Genomic DNA, 16,927 nt, shown 5'->3' with positions numbered 1-16,927 from the left:
GATCTTCAAGAGAGCCGGACGATTTTGAACTCGTGACGATTAGTCGCGATCTCTGCTTCCTCGCCGATCGCAGCCGACTTCAGCCACTCCAAGAAATGCTCGCCGCCATCTGAGGTCGACCAGCCATAGTTGAGAATCGTTCGGATGATTCCAACGGCATCCCTGACGTCGCCGCGAAAACCATCAGCGGTGATAGAAAACCTTGGTTCGGTGTGCATGAGTGTTTACTTCCCGCCCCGCGTCTTCGCGTCTTGGGAGTCTTGGTCCTTATTACGACGCATCGAGATTCTTATTCTTGCGGATCTAACATCGTTGTCCGACGCGTGGCCGATTATCTTTTCGGCCTCTGCATCGAGGGACAGAGCCGCCCAGTCAGACATGCTACGGCGTAGGAGCTCAGCGGCCAATTCCCACTGGTCTTTTTGCTGCTCAGTGCAACGCATTGCCATTCTGTCTGATTTGCTACTCATTCACGCTTTGTAACTTTGTTGGTACAATGTACGCAAACAAGTTGACAGACAGTGTTGGTACAATGTACAAACACTGTTTGTCGCAGCCTGGCAGCACGCGACCAATCAAAAACTGAATCATGATGTCGGGGAACCGACAAATTAACCCTGCATCGGGACTGCCAGCCCATGCAGGGTTTTTCTATGCACTCGTTGCAAAGGAGGCATCGGCAAGCAAAAGACTCTGCGGCGGTTGGCGCATTAAAAAAGCTCGCCACAAGGACGAGCTCATTCGTTGTGGGTCTGATACTAACTTGGCGGTTGGTCAGATCCCACTTTAAGCAGGTTTTACCCTACTCGATTGAATGGATACTAAGATGATCGCACCATCAAAGTCAAGCATTGGTTCAGACGCAAACGAACTCAACACAACTCACGGGCCGGATAACCTGACCAGCTATACCAATCGGTTCGGGCGGGTGGTCGAAGTCACATCACCAATCGTGAACTCGAACGACCCGCTACAACTCCGCAGCGTCTGGAAAATGTTCTACCTCGACTTGGAGGAGGGAGAGTCACGGCAGACCGATCACATCGCGGGATCGTGGCAGTACTTTGATACCGAAGAGGAAGCGAGGGAATACGTCAACGAACGCATCCCCGCGCCGTGCCGATGGAATGCCACCATCACACGCTGCAGGATAGACCAGTTTGAACGCGAGCATCCAGTCACGCCAAACCCGCGAACTGAAAGGCGTCAACGTCGTGTGGCTGGTTTGGCGGCGATGCCCTTTGAGAAGCTGCAGGCCGGGCATGAAATTGCGTTGGTGTTACTTGCTTCACAGGAGCCGTACATTCTTGTTGGTGAGGATGATTTTCGACGAAGGGCGTCGGCGTTTCTGGTCCGCGAACTGGAACGAGCAATGATGGCGGCGAAGATGGGAGCGGGCGAAAACATCGAAGAAATCGAGGACGAAATGCTGGTCGTCACTGCAACCAAACGCCGGAAAGATCGGTCATCCTGGAAACGCCAGTTGCTAAAGGCTGATCCATGTTGTGCGTATTGTCGCCAGCAACTCGTCAGCAGTGACGCGACCATGGACCATGTCGTTCCCCTCTCAATGGGTGGTCCTGATGCTCGCGATAACATCGTTCTGGCCTGCGAGAGATGTAATGTGACCAAGTATTGTCGAACCCCTGCGCAGTGGGCTCATGACGTCTTGTTTCATCAAGTGGATTCGAAGGTCAACGAACTGCCACGGTTTCGCGGCGCAATGCTTTCCGAACTGACGGAATACCTGGAGAAGATGACAGACAGTGAACTCGAATCAACGCGGCAGATGCTTTCCCAACTGACGGCCAATCGGGGTCAGATTCAAGGGGATACGCTCGCGATTGCTGGCTAGACTTTCTTGTATCGATACAAGCTCCCATCCCGGACGGTCGAAAGGCTTGTTTCCGGGGTGGGTGTTTTCGTTTCTGTAGGTAGCTACCGTGAAGGTATAAATAGAAGTCATCGGTATTGTGTTCTGCTATGCGCGCGGTAACATAGATCAGACAGAGGATAGGCTAGACGGCTGGAACACATCGGAAGTCGATAGACATCAAAATGGAGTCGTTTTTATGGGCGAGCAATTACTCACGAAGGCAGAAACGGCAAAACGTCTGCAGGTAACAGAGCGGACAATTGACGCATGGCGAGAGACCGGGAGATTGCGGGCAATCAAGTTAGGTCCGGGGACGATCCGATTCAGGGCGGAAGCGATTGAAGAGTTTTTGACACAAAACGAGGAACGCCAGCCGCAGTCTGCAGGCGTCTAGGCTTTGAATTCAGAGATCCGCTACGGAGTGCGAACAGATGGCAATGATTGGTGATCTGACAGCGACGCTCGGGCTTGATGCAACTCAGTTCGTTCTTGGGACAAAGACAGCTCAGAAAGCAATTGGCGGGCTGCTCGGGACGTCGAACACGTTGGCGGTTAAGCTGGCGACAGGCTTAGGAATTCGGGCGATTGCAGGCACTCTCGGCGGACCATTCACGCTGGCGTTAGTGGGTGCAACATCAGCTTTCACTGCATTGACGGGTGCGGTAACGACCGCAGCGTCGATCTTTGCAGCTGCAGACCGGCAAATGACGCGAATTTCTTTCGAGACGATGATTGGCAACGCAAAGCTGGCAAAGCAAACCCTCAGTGAATTGATCACATTCGCGAATGAAACGCCATTTTCGAATAATGAGGTACTGGGGGGGAGCCCGTCAGCTTATGGCGTACGGCTTCACAGCAAGAGAGGTTGGTAGAGAACTGAAGATGCTTGGTGAGCTTTCAGCAGCCTCTCAGGTTCCATTGCGTCAGATCATCACGGCTTATGGTCAGGTCCGGGGGGCTACAAAGCTGACGGGAAATGAGGCGAGGCAATTCACCGAAGCGGGGATTCAGATCTGGCCTGCACTGGCTGAGAAAATGGGCTTGTCGGTGGCCAAGGTTCAAGAGTTGGTGTCGGCGGGCAAGGTAGGCTTCCCGGTCGTTCAGGAAGCACTCAGAGAGATGACTGAGGAGGGAGGACGATTTCATGGTCAGTTAGAAGCACAGGCGAAGGCCTTCAAGGGAATGCAATCGACGCTAGGCGGATCGATGCAAGAACTCGCTGTCACCATTGGCGGGCCGTTCCTGGGGGCGGGAACACTGGCGTTGCGATGGATGAACAATATGACGTCGGTTGCAAATGACTTGGCGTCCGTGGGACTTGCGCCACTTCAAGCCTATCTCGACCGGATGTCGTCTGGTTTTGGAATGGTGACTACGGTATTCGAGAAGATTTACGCGGTGGCAAAAAACACGGTTTCCGGGCTGATGTCATTCCGTGAGGAAGCTGCGTCGCTTGCTGCGGATATCGGGGCTGTTATCGCACAGACCGATGCGGGCGCTGCGGCGATGTCGCTTTTCGGTACAGCCAGTAAGGGCGCCAGCAATATGCTTGCCTTTATCGGAACGACCATCGACAACATTGACGATGGCTTTCGTGAACTGTTTGGTCTCCTGGGAGACGGGGCACGCTTAGCGTTGGGAATTCAGTTGAAGCCTTTGCAAACGGCGGTCGAGGATGCGGTTTCCAGTATTCCTCCGGGTGTGGAATCGGCAGGGAAAGAGATCGAAGCATTGCAGGCGAAACTCGACAAGCTGCGAATGTCACCAGTTGATCTTTTTAAGTCACAGAATCCGGGCGCCACTGCTGATCAAATTGCCGAACATATGCGGTTAAATCAAGAAATCGATGCCACCGAACAAGCTCAACGTAGACTGAATGCGGCACAGTCAGCGGCGGAAAATGCCAAGAATCAAGTTCGAGACATGGCGATCGAATATCAAGTTCTCACTGGTCGTATGACCGAATATGAAGCTGTCTCCCGACGTGCTATGGAAGCCGGTGTGTCACCAGAGAGGGCAGAACAACTTGCTCATATGACAAGATACATCGATGAGCAAAGGAAGAAACTGGAAGATCAAAAGAAAGCGACCGACTCCCTCAGACAGGCCGAAGAGTCGCGTATAAGTGGCCTGAAAACAGCAGCCGAACAACTGAAAGAATCACTAAAAAATCCATTTCAAAAACTATTGGATGACTTGGGACAACTTCGAGAACTTATGGAAGGCGGGTTTATTTCTAAGCAGCAGTACAACCAAGCCATTCAACAGAAATATGAAGGGGTTGGGGACAACGGTCAGAAGGATGTGAGCCAAGCTCAACCTGGAGCGCTGCGTCAAGGATCTAACGAATCTTATTCTGCAGTTCTGGCGGCCATGAGAGGAGACGGGATCAAGAAGATGTCTCCAGCTGAGAAAAAGCAAACCGACCTGTTAACCGAGTGCAGGGAGTTCCTGCGGGAGTTGGCGGAAAAGGAAGGGATAGAGTTGAAGGAAGTTGGCTAGCCCGTAAAGTCTTTTGATTGTTGATAATCAGTCGCTCTCTCTGTACGCTCGTGAAGTTGTGTTAATTACTTCATTTGGGGGCGACTCATGGGCCGGATCGCATTGTTTGGCGTGCTTCTCTATTCGTGGGCAAACTGCTCATCCTTGGTCGCGCAGGAAAAGTTACTGGTTCCAGATGGTCGTCTCTACTCCACGTTTCCAATCGAGAACTCGTTTGACAAGTTCAAGCAAGAGACGCTCATTGGCTTCACTCGAATCATTGAGAATGTGACCGAATCACCTCGCGGTGTCGTTGATCTCACACTTGTAGGCCTCATTAACGAGGATAAAGATGGGTGGTCAGGAAAAGTTACCTTGGGGTTTGTCTCTCGTTCGAGTGGTTGGGTTAACCTTGAACGGTTTGAGCAAAGCAATTCAAAAAATGAGATGATCGGCCTGATTGACGGAAAGTAGCAGACATTTTCTTTCACGTATAAAACAGAGATACTCAGGGGTGGCCTATGTCGCGAAACAGCACTGATCACCATGACAGGAAAACAATTTCTGGATCTCTGCAAAACCGAAAAGATGGAGTTCCAATATGGAAAGATTGAATTCACTTTGAGCCCAGGTGATATGGATCACCTTCGGGCATTTACGGCGAACTACCCGAAGAAGGGATACGACGGCAACACGGTAGAAGTAGACCCTGCTTCGAAACAAGCCTTCGACGACAAGCAGAAGGCGGCTTCCGTGGCGGCGGACAATGCAAAGATGGAGACTCAACTGAAAGCTGAGGCCGATGCTCACGATGAGGTTGAACGGAAGGCGAAAGCAGCAGTCGATGCAGTAAAGAAGTTGATCAGCAGCAAGCCTGAGTTCGCTAAAAAGAAGCTGCAGGACATTGCCGAGAAATACACAGGCACCGAGGCTGCGAAGGAAGCGGCAGAGCTGGCTAAGGGAATCAAGTAAGGAAGATGGTTCCGATGTTCTTAACCCAACAAGCAGAGATATTCGGAAAGCAGCTCCAGCCTTTGAGAGGCGGTCTTGCTACCTCACGGGATTTACTCGACTTCGGTATCGCGGAGTTCGAGCGAAGAATGAATGGTTTGTCGCTGCCTCGACTTGCCATGATGACAGTCGGCGGAATGTTCGTAAAGTTGTCGACCAGTTTTAGGTCGGTGATCATATTGAATTCTCACGGACATGAGCGCGAGGCGATGCCGATTACCCGCTCAATGTTTGAGAATCTGCTGCATTTGCGTTTCATTCTTGATTCAGACTTAGAGATTGATGGAGAAAAGCTTGGGGCGGAATTCAAGGCTCAGTTGTATCGAGCATGGGCTCATCTACGGACGATTAAAGAAGCAAAGTCTCTCGGTGAAATCGACGAACTGAAGGAATACGCTGACCGCATACATGCCCACGCCACAGCTGGTGCATTTGATCCTAAAGCAGACCTTGGAGACAAGTGGTTCGAGAGGTTGACGAGGAGCAAATCGTTGCCAAGCTGCATCGGGTTGCCAGTCATAGAGCTCACGAAAGCGATAAACCCAACCTACGTCCAATGGTATCGCAGTGTTTATTCGAGCGACTCGAAGCACATTCACCAGAGAGATATGACGGAGTACATCGACCTGATCGAGGAAGGCGATGGCATGACAATTGAGTTGAAGTGGTTCACGTCAGCCGAGGGTGTGCTTGATCGAATGAGGATAGCGGCAACGATCTACGTTGAGTTTCTGGCGTCATTTGGTCTTCATGCCCAGGCAGATGACAAGTATTGGCAAAGGGTCAATCAGTTCGCGGATGCAATCCAGAGTTGGGAGTGATACCCGTGGGAGGGGGTAACCCCCTCAAAAAGCTAGGGTTGACCGTCGTAGAACCGCACTTATCCGTCCGGGAGATGTTGGCGTTATTTTTGAGATTCGGTTTCGCAGGCTGGAAGCTGGCAGAGTTGGCTTGGTGTGGATAGTACGCAGGTGCTTTTTTCTGCGTCAAATCGTCTTCCACGGTTTTTTTGAGTGGGTAGAATCGTGGGCAGGGTTGCGGCTAACGATTGCAAGCGTTGGCAGCCGAAGCGGGTCAGGTGGGGTGATGAGTCCTTGTTGTCATCGTCCCGCCTGGTTCGGCCCGATCAACAAGGAAATGTAATGGCAGCAAAAGATGCATTGATCGCATCGATGCGTGAATTGTGGAAGGCATTGGCTTCTTGGAAAAGTCACAAGGAGGCCTTCTTCTTTGGGTACCTCGACCCCTACGAAACATTTGATGTTACCGAAGATGAAATCGGGTTCTACGGTTTCTATAAGAGGGAGTTTGAGAGATACGTCGATATCCGTGCTGTCGTGCTACCAGCTTTGCCGTACATCCGTCGATGTTCATACTCAGACGCGTCATCTCAGAGTCCGAAGTTTTGTGGCGGACGGCCTTTTAAGGCTCAATTCGATGGCATAGAGATTCACGGAGCCAGATATCAGCGCTACCTTTCTCTTCAGCGTCGAATTCCATCAAGCAGCGCCCACTACTACGCCATTTCTCTACTCGAATCCAGAATACAGGATACGAGGCTCATACAAATGTTCGAAGGAACTACTTTGGATGAGCAGAAAAGAAAAATTGCTGAATGGAGCGCATGCAACACTCACAAGCGGAAGAAATTCAATCAGGAGTTTCCCAATTTCTTCGGATTTCCAGCATGGAGTGAAGGAGAAAGGTTCTTGACTCAAATGACGATTGAGCGGGAGATGGTAGAGTCTAGCTCAATCGACTATTTTCCGTCCACGGTGTCTGCAATCGATCGCGAGGAGCCGAGTGAATCGGACGTTACGATAGAAGATGGCGTCTACATGCGCAGAGGAAAAAAGGTCACGTATGATCCTGATAATCTGTCCAAAATGCTGACGAGTCTTAAACAAACTGGAAAGATGACCCAGAAACAACTGGCTACAGTCGCTGGCGTGGAGTCCAAAACAATTGATAACAGCTATTCCCACTTACTAAAGCATAGTGGATGCAAGAAATTAGATGGCTATTGGTACTCTGAATGATGCGCGGGAGTTCCCGTGGGATATCCCGTTTTCCCGTCTCTAGCCAAATCTGCTGTATGACCTTCAAGTCTCCGCTTTTGCTCACATAATCCCTCTAACGGCCTCCAGTTCTCTGTCCCGTCAACAAGGTGTTGTCGGTCAACAAGGAGATGCCGGTGAGGAGTTTTTCTATGAGCAACGGTGTGCAGGAACTGAGGATGATCGACGCTGAGGCGTTGGCGAAGATCCTCAACGTGGACGTGAAAAGCGTCCGAAGAATGAGTGATGACGGGCGGCTTCCCTCGCCTGTTCGCTTGGGGCGGATGTGTCGATGGCGTGAGGACGTCATCACGAAGTGGGTCGAGGATGGATGTCCAACCCAACAGAAGGGGGTGCAGCAATGATCGCACCAACCATTCCGTCACAACCTTCCGGCGAAGACCTGAAGAAAAAAGCTCTGAAGCTGCTTGGTCGAACTCGGTTCAAGCTGATCCGCAAAGCCAAGCGGCTGTTTCTGGAGTCGCTACTGGCTCAGGGAAAGGGAACCATCGACGATGCCCGAATGCACCTCGAAATCCCTGATGGTATCGACCCACGCTTCATGGGTAGTGTGCCGACTGATTTTGCGAATGATCGGGTGATTTCGCGAGTTGGGCTTGTACCTTCCGTCAGACCGGCGACGCATGCCAGCCATCGTTCTGTTTGGCAGTTGATCGATCGTCAAGCTGCCCAGAAGTGGCTGCAGGATCATCCGGAAATCGTTGACGTTGAGGATGGCACAACCGAAGCGGGAGGTAACAACAATGGTTGACTCAGTCCCCAAGCCAAAGACATGGCGATTTAACGATTACGGAGAACTGGTTCAGGGTGATGAACCCCGAACTGTCTTCGATGCCATCGAGCGGCTGAATGAGTTGGAGGAGTACCGCTTCGGGGTTATCCAGAATGCTCAGGATATCCTCACGTTTCATCAGGGGCTCGAAGCGGAGAAGACGGAGGCTGACGACAGGATTGTCGCTATCAAGCAGATTGCCGCAAAAGTGGGCTTCGCTGTCTCGTTAATGGATGATCCAGTTTTCGCTGACTTGATGCGGACATGGCCAACTTTTTCGAGCGGGCAAAAAGCAGCGGTCCTTAACCTACTACCGATCTCGCGGAATCCTCGAATGAACTAATGAAAGAGGGGGTATCGAATGGATAAGTCATCAACAATTGAGCCTGTCCTGTTATCCAAACAGCAAGCGGCTTCCCGGCTGGGAATTTCTGTCAGAACTCTTGATCAATGGCGTCAAGATGGGCGGATTCAGGCAATCAAGCTATCCGCAACCATGACGCGGTTTCATGTCGGCGATTTGGATCAAATCATTGAACAATGCCGGGAAAGCAAAGGGCAAACCGGGAACCAGTAGGTCTTACGTTTCAATCTGAATCATGGAGGATATTGTGTCAAACAAAGGATTCGCGGCGGGGTTTTTCGAGGCTGATCCAGATCCCGAAAGATTTGATGAGATCAGCGAGCAGGAGGCGCGGCAGCTGGTGATGGTTCGTGGGCAACCGATTTTGCGGGCAGCGAGAACCGTTTATCTGAAACCCAAAGCAGGCTACAGAGACCACGCCATCAACCTGATGACGGCGGCAGATCTCAGGGGGCGGAGAGACGACTTCGGGTACAGTCTCAATGAACAAGAGACGGAACAATTGAAGCAACTGGAATCAGCAGGCTATTAGGTGTTCGCTTAACGAAAAAGGGCCGGAAGTCGGAACACTCCCGGTCCTCATGGGCTCAACTCGCGTGACTATGGATCACGCTGCAACAAGAAAGACATACACAATGATATCTTCACGCTCTCGCGATGGCAATCAAAATAATGGTGGCCATCATGGCAATTACGACCCAATTCTGACCGTTTTAGATAAGCTGGAATGCGTCACGCCATCGGGGGAGGGGAAATGGATGGCGAGGTGTCCGGCGCACGACGACGGCAGACCGTCCCTGCAGGTTGCGAGCGGGGACAACGGGAACTGTCTGGCGAAGTGTTACGCCGGCTGCAGTCTGGACGCGATCACGGAAGCTATCGGCATGAAGCCAGCCGAACTATTTGCGGACTTCGGGCAAAAGCGTTATCAGGAGCAACAACCCGCCAAACGATCGTCACGCATCGTTGCCACGTTTGACTATCGCGACGAAGGCGGCAACCTGGGCTATCAAATCCGACGAACAGAATCTAAAGATTTCTTCCAGTATCGACCAGACGGGCGGGGCGGTTGGATCACTGGCCTGGGCGATACTCGACGTCTGCTGTATCGGCTTCCTGAACTCCTCGCGGCTGACCCGGTTGACGTCGTGTTCGTTGTCGAGGGAGAAAAGGACGTTCACAACTTGACCAAGTTAGGACTGGTGGCCACGACGAAAAGCGGGGGAGCAAACGGAAAATGGTTGCCAGAATTCAACGATCACTTTCGCGGTCGTCAAGTTGTGGTGATTCCTGATCACGACGAACCGGGCAGGACGTCGGCTGACAGCATCTGTCGACAATTAAAGAACGTGGCGAAGTCTTTGAAGTTGCTCGACTTGTCCCATTATTGGGAGGGAATGCCGGTCAAAGGTGACGTCAGCGATTGGATAGAGAAAACGGGCGGTGATCGGTCGCAGCTCCTCGAACTGGTCGACAAAACTCCCGGTTGGGAATTCGAGGACATTGAGATGGACGACGCGGTCGAACTGGACGACGTCGGGGAACTTTTATTGCAAGACCCGTTCCCGCTTGCCTCACTCCCTTATGAGTGGGGATTGATCGCATCGAATGTTGCAGAGGCTATGAACGTCGATCCGTCTGGCGTCGGCGTACTGATGCTTTCCATCGTGTCGGGGGTGGTCGGTGGTACGGCTAAGATGCGAGGAAAGCCGGGATGGGAGGAACCGTGTGCGTTGTGGTGTGTGTTGGCGGCTGATTCAGGGTCGGGGAAAACCCCTGTGATCGACTTCCTCAAAGCTCCCATTGATGACATCGACTATGAGAACATCATGGCATGGCGGAAACGATACTCCGACTGGAAGGCACAAAGCGAGCAGTATCAGCAGGCCAAGCGGAAGAAAACGGGCGTTCCTGATGACATCACGGAACCGGGGCCGGAACCACAATGTCCACGGTTGGGAGTTCAGGACGCAACGGTCGAAAGCCTGGTCCCACTTTTAGGGAGCAACGAAGCCGGTTTAATGCTGATCAATGATGAACTATCTGGCTGGCTGACATCGTTCGGAGGATACAACAAAGGCCGGGCAGCGGCGGATTTGGCGTTTTGGAATCAAAGCCATTCCGGGACGTCTGGCCGCAATGATCGCAAGGGGGCGGGTTGTACGTTCCTGCGACGTCCGACAATGTCGGTATGCGGCGGTGTTCAACCTGCGATGATGGCACAGACTCTAAGCAGCGAACACCGATCATCGGGACTCTTGGCCCGCGTTCTGGTTGCGTGGCCACCGCGACGCATTGTTCAATGGTCGGACCGGGAGTTGGGATGGGGAACCAAAGAGGATTACAAGCAACTGATTATGCGGTTGATGATGTTCCGACGTTCGAGAGTGAAGTCAGCGGGCGATTTCCTGGGCGTTGATTACTGGCAGGGAGAAAGCAACCTCACGGGCGAAGTTGATCCTATGGTCTTTGAATTCGCCAGTGATGCTCAACAACGATTCATCGAATACTTCAACCAGCTCGGCTTAGAGGCTGGCGAGTTGACAGGGGATCTCGCAAGCGCTTGGGCTAAGTTGCGAGGGATGACACTACGGGTTGCGTTAGTGCTTCATCTGGCTGAATGGGCAGCGGGGAAGGAATCGGAGCCTTCACAGTTTGTTTCACTCGAAAGCCTGGAGAGTGCTATCCGGATTATCGACTGGCTGAAGACACAGACCCGGAAGCTCTACACAGCATTCGCGAGCAACGATCCTGCAGTCGCATTAAAGCGACAGGTACAAGATCAGGAAGCGGCAGAGACGGATTGGCTCAAAAAGAAGATCCGAGATCGTGGCGGAGAGATCAAGCTCAGCGAATTCGCCACCAACATGAAGCTGAAGGCATCCCGTCTCAAACGAACCTTAGGCAAGCTCGAAGCCGATGGATGCGGGAAGTTTGAGAATCGTCGATCAGCATCGGGACCACCTTCGAAATGGTTTGTTCTCAACTCTCAGGATCAACTCTCAGGAAACCCTCAGGATTCATTTCTGTAGTGCAAGGCTTTTGGCTCAAACGCTTTATGGCCAACTCTCAGGATATCTCACTCTCAGGATATGTTTAAGGAGTGAATATAAAATCGAGGCTTGTGGAATGAGAAAGACCGTAAGGGCAGCTATTCGGTCACCGATGTGTGACCAGCGCTTCTTGGTAGTGATGAACTGTCTTGAAGACTGTCGGGACGCAGTCGACCTGGAAGACGTTCAACAGGTATCGAGACTCTGGGTATTCACCAAGCCACAGAGAAAGCAGTGGGATAAAACGGCCGCGATGCTCGCCAAGCAATTCAAATCGAAAGCATCCAAACAGGAACAACAATCGTTGTTCGATTATCATCAAGTTTCCAATAACTAACGGAGGCAACAGTGGCATCTATTTTCCGGGACGACAAAACCAACAAGGCCCGCATTCAGGTAACCTTGGCGGATGGCTCACGCAAGAGCCTGACCTTAGGCCGAATGACGAGGAAGCAGGAGGATGAGTTCTGCAAACGGCTAGAGGAACTGGAAGTCTCGGGGAAGCTGTCGATACAGCCGGACGCTGCGGTCATCGCGTGGGTCATGGCAATTGACCCTAAGCACCTGAAAAAGCTGTCGGAATGGAAGCTCGTTCCAGTCAGTCTCGAAGTTCGTTTGATTCCAGATGAGCCTGAGATCAAGAAAACCATTAAAGATATGGTTGATGGCTTCCTTAAAGTAAGGTCGAAGAAAAAGGCGTCTTCCCGCAAGGTCTGGATTCGGGCCAAGAATCACCTGCTGGCCTACTTCGAAGAGAGCAGGACAGTTGAAAGCGTCAGGCTGGGAGATGCGAAAGAGTTTCGACAGTGGCTTCTGGATGAGCAGGGATTAGAGTCGACCACCACAAACAAGATGATCAGTGTGTGTCGTCAGTTCTTCGGGTACGCGATCGATTTTGAGTGGATCGTCAAGAACCCGTTCACTGACAAAGCCCTGCCGACGACGGTGCGAAGCAACAAGGCCCGCCAGTATTACATAACAAGGGAAGACGCGTTCAAAGTCATCGACGCTTGCCCTAATGCCGAATGGCGATTCATTGCTGCTGCAGCTCGCTTCGGTGGCTTACGGATTCCATCAGAATTGGAACATCTGAGACTTAGTGACATTCACTGGGACGCGAAACGAATGACAATCACGTCTCCAAAGACAGAGCACCACGAGGGGCATGAGTCGCGAGTGATTCCCTTGTTTCCGGAAATGGAGAAGTATCTCAACGAGCTCTGGGATTCCCTGGGGGATCGCGCAGCTGAGTACGTGATCAGTGACAAATATCGAAAAGCATCAAATCTGCGGACAATGATGGAGAGAATTGTTCACAGAGCAGGCCTGACGCCTTGGCCCAAGCTGTTTCACAACCTGCGAAGCTCCTGCCAAACAGATCTGGCTGCACGTCATCCGAATCACGTCGTCTGCAAGTGGATGGGGAACTCTGAAGCAGTCGCCAAGGAACACTATCTACAGCTGACGGATGATGATTTCGATCAGGCTATCTGTTTTCGTGCAGATTTCGTGCAGAGAGGTCTAGCGGGGCCTAGCGAAGCTGAGGACCAGAAACGAAAAAACCCCGGCGAAACCGGGGTAATTCTCGATACTGCTAACTCTCGCGAAGCCTCGCAAAGTGCAGAAAGTGGACGTAACAGGACTCGAACCTGTGACCCCTACCATGTCAAGGTAGTACTCTAACCAACTGAGCTATACGTCCGAAAATTGACGGCAGGCCGTCTGGGGAAACAATATCTCACTGTCACTCCGAGGTCAAGTCTTCTGGATCATCGTGTTTTTGAGTCGGGAAACTTCATGGGAACTGGGCTTCCTGGCGTTTTTCCTCGGCGGCTGACGCTCGGATGTAGAGTGGTGTCAGCTCGAAAGGGCTGGTTGATTTGGGCGACTGGGGCGATTTTGACGAATACTCGATCAGTGAGGCGGCCCTCGGGATGTTGACGGCTTCCTGTTCGACCATTTGAGCGGGTGAAGGGTTCGCTTTGACTTTTGTGACGCCCGGGCCGATCACGATGTCGGTTGATGAGAGATTTGACAGGAACCCGGCGGGGGATTCCATATGGACCGCCTCGAGGGCATCAAAACGGCCATTTGAAAACTGGAAGCTCTGGACAAACAACTGGCCGCGGAAGGCGTCGCCGATGACGCGGAGTCTTGAGGGGGGGGCGAGGTTTTTCTTGAGGAGCGTTTCGGAGAATTGGTGGGCGAGGAGTTCAAAGGTGGGGACGGCGACGAGTTTACAGTTGACTGCATAGGCGAGTGTCTTGGCGGCGACGATGCCGATGCGCAGGCCAGTGAAGCTGCCGGGGCCCTGGCTGACGACGATTTGTTCGATATCGGAAGTTGTCAGATGGCGTGACGCGAGCAGGTCGCGGATCATGACGACGAGATGTTGAGAGCGGGTGCCGGCGTCTTTGATTTCGACAGCATCGTAGATCTGTCCTGTTGCATCGCGGACGGCGATCGAGCTGGGGACGTGAGAGGTTTCGATTGCCAGGATGATGCTGGATCGCGGTGATGATGGGGGGATTGTCGACATGCTTTTGATGATAGCAATGCGCCCTTCGATGGTCACGTGGGTGCGCGAATGTGTTCGATCGAGGTTGATCCCACTGGACGATACCTGTACGTTACAAACTCGCAGGGGTTTCTGGCCTGTCTGCAGAAGACAGCTGCCCCGGCCGGCCACTCAATTTGGCCACCAGAAAAAAGACTGGTTTTCGACGTGAATATTTTGCTGATTCGGCTCCGGAAGGGCTTGCGAGCGATCTCTCGTAAGCTGGAATGGCGGACTTCCGGGAAATGGTTCTTTCTTTCGACGCTGATTGGCATCGTCACGGGGATCGGTGCGATCGCGTTTCAGTTGTCCTGTCAGTTCATCGCGCATTATGCGATGGGAATGGGAGCGGGCTTTTATCCGGGGGAACCGGCGGGAGAGTATTCGCCGTTTCCGCATGGAACTGCCGTGATTTCGCCGTGGCGGTTTTTGATTGTGATTTCGATCGGCGGTTTGGTCTCGGGGTTGATCGTTTACTTCTTTGCGCCAGAAGCAGCGGGGCACGGGACGGACGCTGCGATTGATGCGTTTCATAATAAACGTGGCGTGGTGAAATGGCGGACACCGATCATCAAGACGATCACCTCGGCGATTACAATCGGCACCGGTGGTTCGGGTGGTCGCGAAGGTCCGATCGCGCAGATTGGCTCGGGATTCGGATCGTTTCTGGGACAAGTGTTGAAGCTACCGCCGCGGGATTGTCGGATCATGCTGGCTGCTGGCATGGCGGCGGGAGTCGGTTCGATCTTTCGCGCGCCGTTGGCGGGGGCGTTGTTCGCTGCGGAAATCATGTATCGAGATGCGGATCTCGAATCGGACGTCATCGTCCCTGCTGCGATGTCATCGATCATTGGCTACAGCGTTTATTCGTTGTTGCTGCCTGAGGAACTGCGGTTTACGCCGCTGTTCGGTCAGAAGCTGGACTTCGCGATTTCGTCGCCGTTCGAATTGATCCCGTATTTCCTGCTGGCGATCGCGATGGCTTTCTTTGGCTATCTCTATATCAAGATTTTTTACGGCGTTCATGATTACTTCGACAAGAAAATGTCCTGGCTGCATCGTGGACTTCGGCCGTGCCTGGGGGCATTCATTACGGGGCTGATCGGCATTGGCCTGTACTACTGGTGGGACAAGGATCCGCTGCTGTTGTCAGTGTTTTCGACAGGTTACGCGACCCTGCAAGCGTCGTTTCATCCTGAGACGACACCGGGGGTCTCTCTGTTGTTGACGGTCGCATTCTTCAAGATTCTGACGACGGCGTTCACGATTGGATCGGGAGGATCTGGAGGGGTGTTCGGCCCGTCCATGGTGATCGGCGGTTGTGCTGGTGCAGCGACGGGATTGATCCTGCAGCAGGTGATGCCGGAAGGCTGGGTGGCGCATCCGGAGACGTTCTCGATTGTCGGCATGGCGGGGTTCTTTGCCGGCTGTGCGCATGCTCCGATTTCGACGATCATCATGGTCTCGGAAATGATCGGCGATTACAAACTGCTCGTGCCGACGATGTGGGTCTCGACGCTTTGCTTCCTCTTGATGCGACCATGGACGCTGTATCGTAACCAGGTGAAATCGCCTCTTGAGTCTCCTGCGCATAAGGGTGATTTCATTATCGATATTCTCGAAGGGATCAAGGTCGAGAACGTCTATCAGAAGGATCGCAAGCTGACGTTGATTCATGAATCGATGACGCTCGAAGAGATCGTGCATCAGATTGCGCTGAGTCACCAGCACTATTACCCTGTCGTGGATGATCAGGGACGCATGGTCGGGATCTTCTCGTCGGATGATGTGCGGAGTTACCTGTACGACGAGACGATCTGGAAGCTCGCAGTAGCCCGGGATGTGATGGTCGGGGCAGGACATGTCGTTTCGGTGACGCCGGAGGATAATCTGAATTCCGTCCTCAAACGCTTCACGTCGCGCAATCTGGATGAGCTCCCTGTGCTCTCGACGAAAGAACCGGGTAAACTTTTAGGCATGCTGAGAAGAAAGGAAACGATCGCGTATTACAACCGACGTCTGGTGGAACTCAAACAACAGGCGGCTGATGAGACATAAGGCGTTTCGTGGCTTCGGGTCATTTGATATCACCTCTCCACGCATTCGGACCATGAGCCGAATGGATGCCATGAAGAAAGCGATGTTTCGCAACCGGATGATTGAGACATCTCACGCCTGAATACGAACTGTAAGACAATGGAACCGTACGAGAAGAGAATTCGATTGCTTTCACGATGTGCGAGCATCGCTTATCTCCTTGTCCCAGTGATTTACGTCTTGATGCTGTGTTCGATCATTGGATACGCAGAGTTTGACGGGATGTTAACAATCATCGTTGTGCCAATCGTTATTCTACTTTTACTGTTTCCTTCTTTGGGTGTCTCGAATTCCTGGATTGTCATCGCTTTGGTTGCTTTTTCACTGTTAATGCCATACGGACAGTTCCGACGTCTTTTGATCTGGCTGGCATTCTTTAGTTCCATCGGCATTGTGTTGTCAGTTATTTCCGGCCATGAGAATGATGGATTTTTGCTGATTGCGGCTTCGCAGATTGCTGTTGTTTTGTGTCTGGTGGTCAGCACTGAACTCAACTTGCTGATCAATCGCATTGAGGATCAACAGCAGGAAGAGTTTCGAAGACGCATCCGCAGGAAGATTTCGCTGACGATGAATGCGCCATCGACGCTTTAGCACACAGGATTCGATCGTTGTGAAACGGCATGGCTTTTCGCGTG

Annotated in this window: 18 protein-coding genes, 1 tRNA gene and 1 pseudogene; 17 read left to right on the top strand and 3 right to left on the bottom strand. The window is 52.3% G+C overall.

Annotated elements, in window-relative coordinates; translation table 11 throughout:
* Positions 1 to 5 precede the first annotated feature (5 nt).
* A complete protein-coding gene (locus tag SH248x_RS04985) occupies positions 6 to 218 on the bottom strand; it encodes a hypothetical protein (RefSeq protein ID WP_459557415.1) in 213 nt (70 codons plus the stop codon).
* Positions 219 to 826: 608 nt separating this feature from the next.
* Between SH248x_RS04985 and SH248x_RS04980 the strand changes: the two genes are divergently transcribed.
* From SH248x_RS04980 to SH248x_RS04910, 15 genes and pseudogenes are all read left to right on the top strand, one after another.
* Positions 827 to 1,855, top strand: a complete 1,029-nt coding sequence (locus tag SH248x_RS04980) for an HNH endonuclease (protein ID WP_459557414.1) — start codon at positions 827 to 829, stop codon at positions 1,853 to 1,855.
* A 217-nt stretch (positions 1,856 to 2,072) separates the two neighbouring features.
* On the top strand, positions 2,073 to 2,270 hold the full coding sequence (locus tag SH248x_RS04975; protein ID WP_459557413.1) for a helix-turn-helix transcriptional regulator: 198 nt from the start codon (positions 2,073 to 2,075) through the stop codon (positions 2,268 to 2,270).
* A 37-nt stretch (positions 2,271 to 2,307) separates the two neighbouring features.
* Positions 2,308 to 2,748, top strand: coding sequence for a hypothetical protein (locus SH248x_RS04970; RefSeq protein WP_459557412.1), 441 nt, complete (start codon positions 2,308 to 2,310; stop codon positions 2,746 to 2,748).
* Entirely contained in the window at positions 2,714 to 4,378 is a 1,665-nt protein-coding gene (locus SH248x_RS04965; protein WP_459557411.1) for a tape measure protein, read from the top strand. Before SH248x_RS04970 ends, SH248x_RS04965 begins: the two co-directional genes overlap by 35 nt.
* Before the next feature lie 87 nt (positions 4,379 to 4,465).
* A complete protein-coding gene (locus tag SH248x_RS04960) occupies positions 4,466 to 4,831 on the top strand; it encodes a hypothetical protein (RefSeq protein ID WP_459557410.1) in 366 nt (121 codons plus the stop codon).
* Positions 4,832 to 4,903: 72 nt separating this feature from the next.
* A complete protein-coding gene (locus SH248x_RS04955) occupies positions 4,904 to 5,329 on the top strand; it encodes a hypothetical protein (RefSeq protein WP_459557409.1) in 426 nt (141 codons plus the stop codon).
* A gap of 14 nt (positions 5,330 to 5,343) precedes the next feature.
* Positions 5,344 to 6,189: a DUF5677 domain-containing protein gene (locus SH248x_RS04950; RefSeq protein WP_459557408.1), complete on the top strand. Its 846-nt coding sequence runs from the start codon at positions 5,344 to 5,346 to the stop codon at positions 6,187 to 6,189.
* Between the two features lie 321 nt (positions 6,190 to 6,510).
* Positions 6,511 to 7,407: a hypothetical protein gene (locus tag SH248x_RS04945; protein WP_459557407.1), complete on the top strand. Its 897-nt coding sequence runs from the start codon at positions 6,511 to 6,513 to the stop codon at positions 7,405 to 7,407.
* Between the two features lie 170 nt (positions 7,408 to 7,577).
* Complete coding sequence (locus SH248x_RS04940; RefSeq protein ID WP_459557406.1) at positions 7,578 to 7,790, top strand: helix-turn-helix transcriptional regulator; 213 nt, start codon at positions 7,578 to 7,580, stop codon at positions 7,788 to 7,790.
* A complete protein-coding gene (locus tag SH248x_RS04935) occupies positions 7,787 to 8,197 on the top strand; it encodes a hypothetical protein (RefSeq protein ID WP_459557405.1) in 411 nt (136 codons plus the stop codon). Before SH248x_RS04940 ends, SH248x_RS04935 begins: the two co-directional genes overlap by 4 nt.
* A complete protein-coding gene (locus SH248x_RS04930) occupies positions 8,190 to 8,561 on the top strand; it encodes a hypothetical protein (protein WP_459557404.1) in 372 nt (123 codons plus the stop codon). The genes SH248x_RS04935 and SH248x_RS04930 overlap by 8 nt, the downstream gene beginning before the upstream one ends.
* Positions 8,562 to 8,579: 18 nt before the next feature.
* Entirely contained in the window at positions 8,580 to 8,795 is a 216-nt protein-coding gene (locus tag SH248x_RS04925) for a helix-turn-helix transcriptional regulator (protein ID WP_459557403.1), read from the top strand.
* A gap of 34 nt (positions 8,796 to 8,829) precedes the next feature.
* Complete coding sequence (locus SH248x_RS04920) at positions 8,830 to 9,114, top strand: hypothetical protein (RefSeq protein WP_459557402.1); 285 nt, start codon at positions 8,830 to 8,832, stop codon at positions 9,112 to 9,114.
* Positions 9,115 to 9,217: 103 nt separating this feature from the next.
* Entirely contained in the window at positions 9,218 to 11,614 is a 2,397-nt protein-coding gene (locus SH248x_RS04915) for a YfjI family protein (RefSeq protein ID WP_459557401.1), read from the top strand.
* A gap of 462 nt (positions 11,615 to 12,076) precedes the next feature.
* Positions 12,077 to 13,087: pseudogene (locus SH248x_RS04910) on the top strand (tyrosine-type recombinase/integrase); the annotation flags it as partial.
* Positions 13,088 to 13,263: 176 nt separating this feature from the next.
* Here the strand turns inward: SH248x_RS04910 and SH248x_RS04905 are convergent.
* Positions 13,264 to 13,337: transfer RNA gene (locus tag SH248x_RS04905), tRNA-Val, on the bottom strand.
* Between the two features lie 93 nt (positions 13,338 to 13,430).
* On the bottom strand, positions 13,431 to 14,174 hold the full coding sequence (gene tsaB / locus SH248x_RS04900) for a tRNA threonylcarbamoyladenosine biosynthesis protein TsaB (protein WP_459557400.1): 744 nt from the start codon (positions 14,172 to 14,174) through the stop codon (positions 13,431 to 13,433).
* A gap of 186 nt (positions 14,175 to 14,360) precedes the next feature.
* On the opposite strand from tsaB, the gene SH248x_RS04895 reads away from it, so the two are divergent.
* Both SH248x_RS04895 and SH248x_RS04890 read left to right on the top strand, forming a co-directional pair.
* Complete coding sequence (locus tag SH248x_RS04895) at positions 14,361 to 16,250, top strand: chloride channel protein (protein ID WP_459557399.1); 1,890 nt, start codon at positions 14,361 to 14,363, stop codon at positions 16,248 to 16,250.
* A gap of 261 nt (positions 16,251 to 16,511) precedes the next feature.
* A complete protein-coding gene (locus tag SH248x_RS04890; protein ID WP_459557398.1) occupies positions 16,512 to 16,883 on the top strand; it encodes a hypothetical protein in 372 nt (123 codons plus the stop codon).
* Positions 16,884 to 16,927 lie beyond the last annotated feature (44 nt).

This window comes from Lacunimicrobium album (assembly GCF_052161635.1).
Lineage (GTDB): Bacteria > Planctomycetota > Planctomycetia > Planctomycetales > Planctomycetaceae > SXPC01.
The sequence above is the reverse complement of the archived record's forward strand: the minus strand, read 5'-3'. Positions and strand labels throughout refer to the sequence as shown.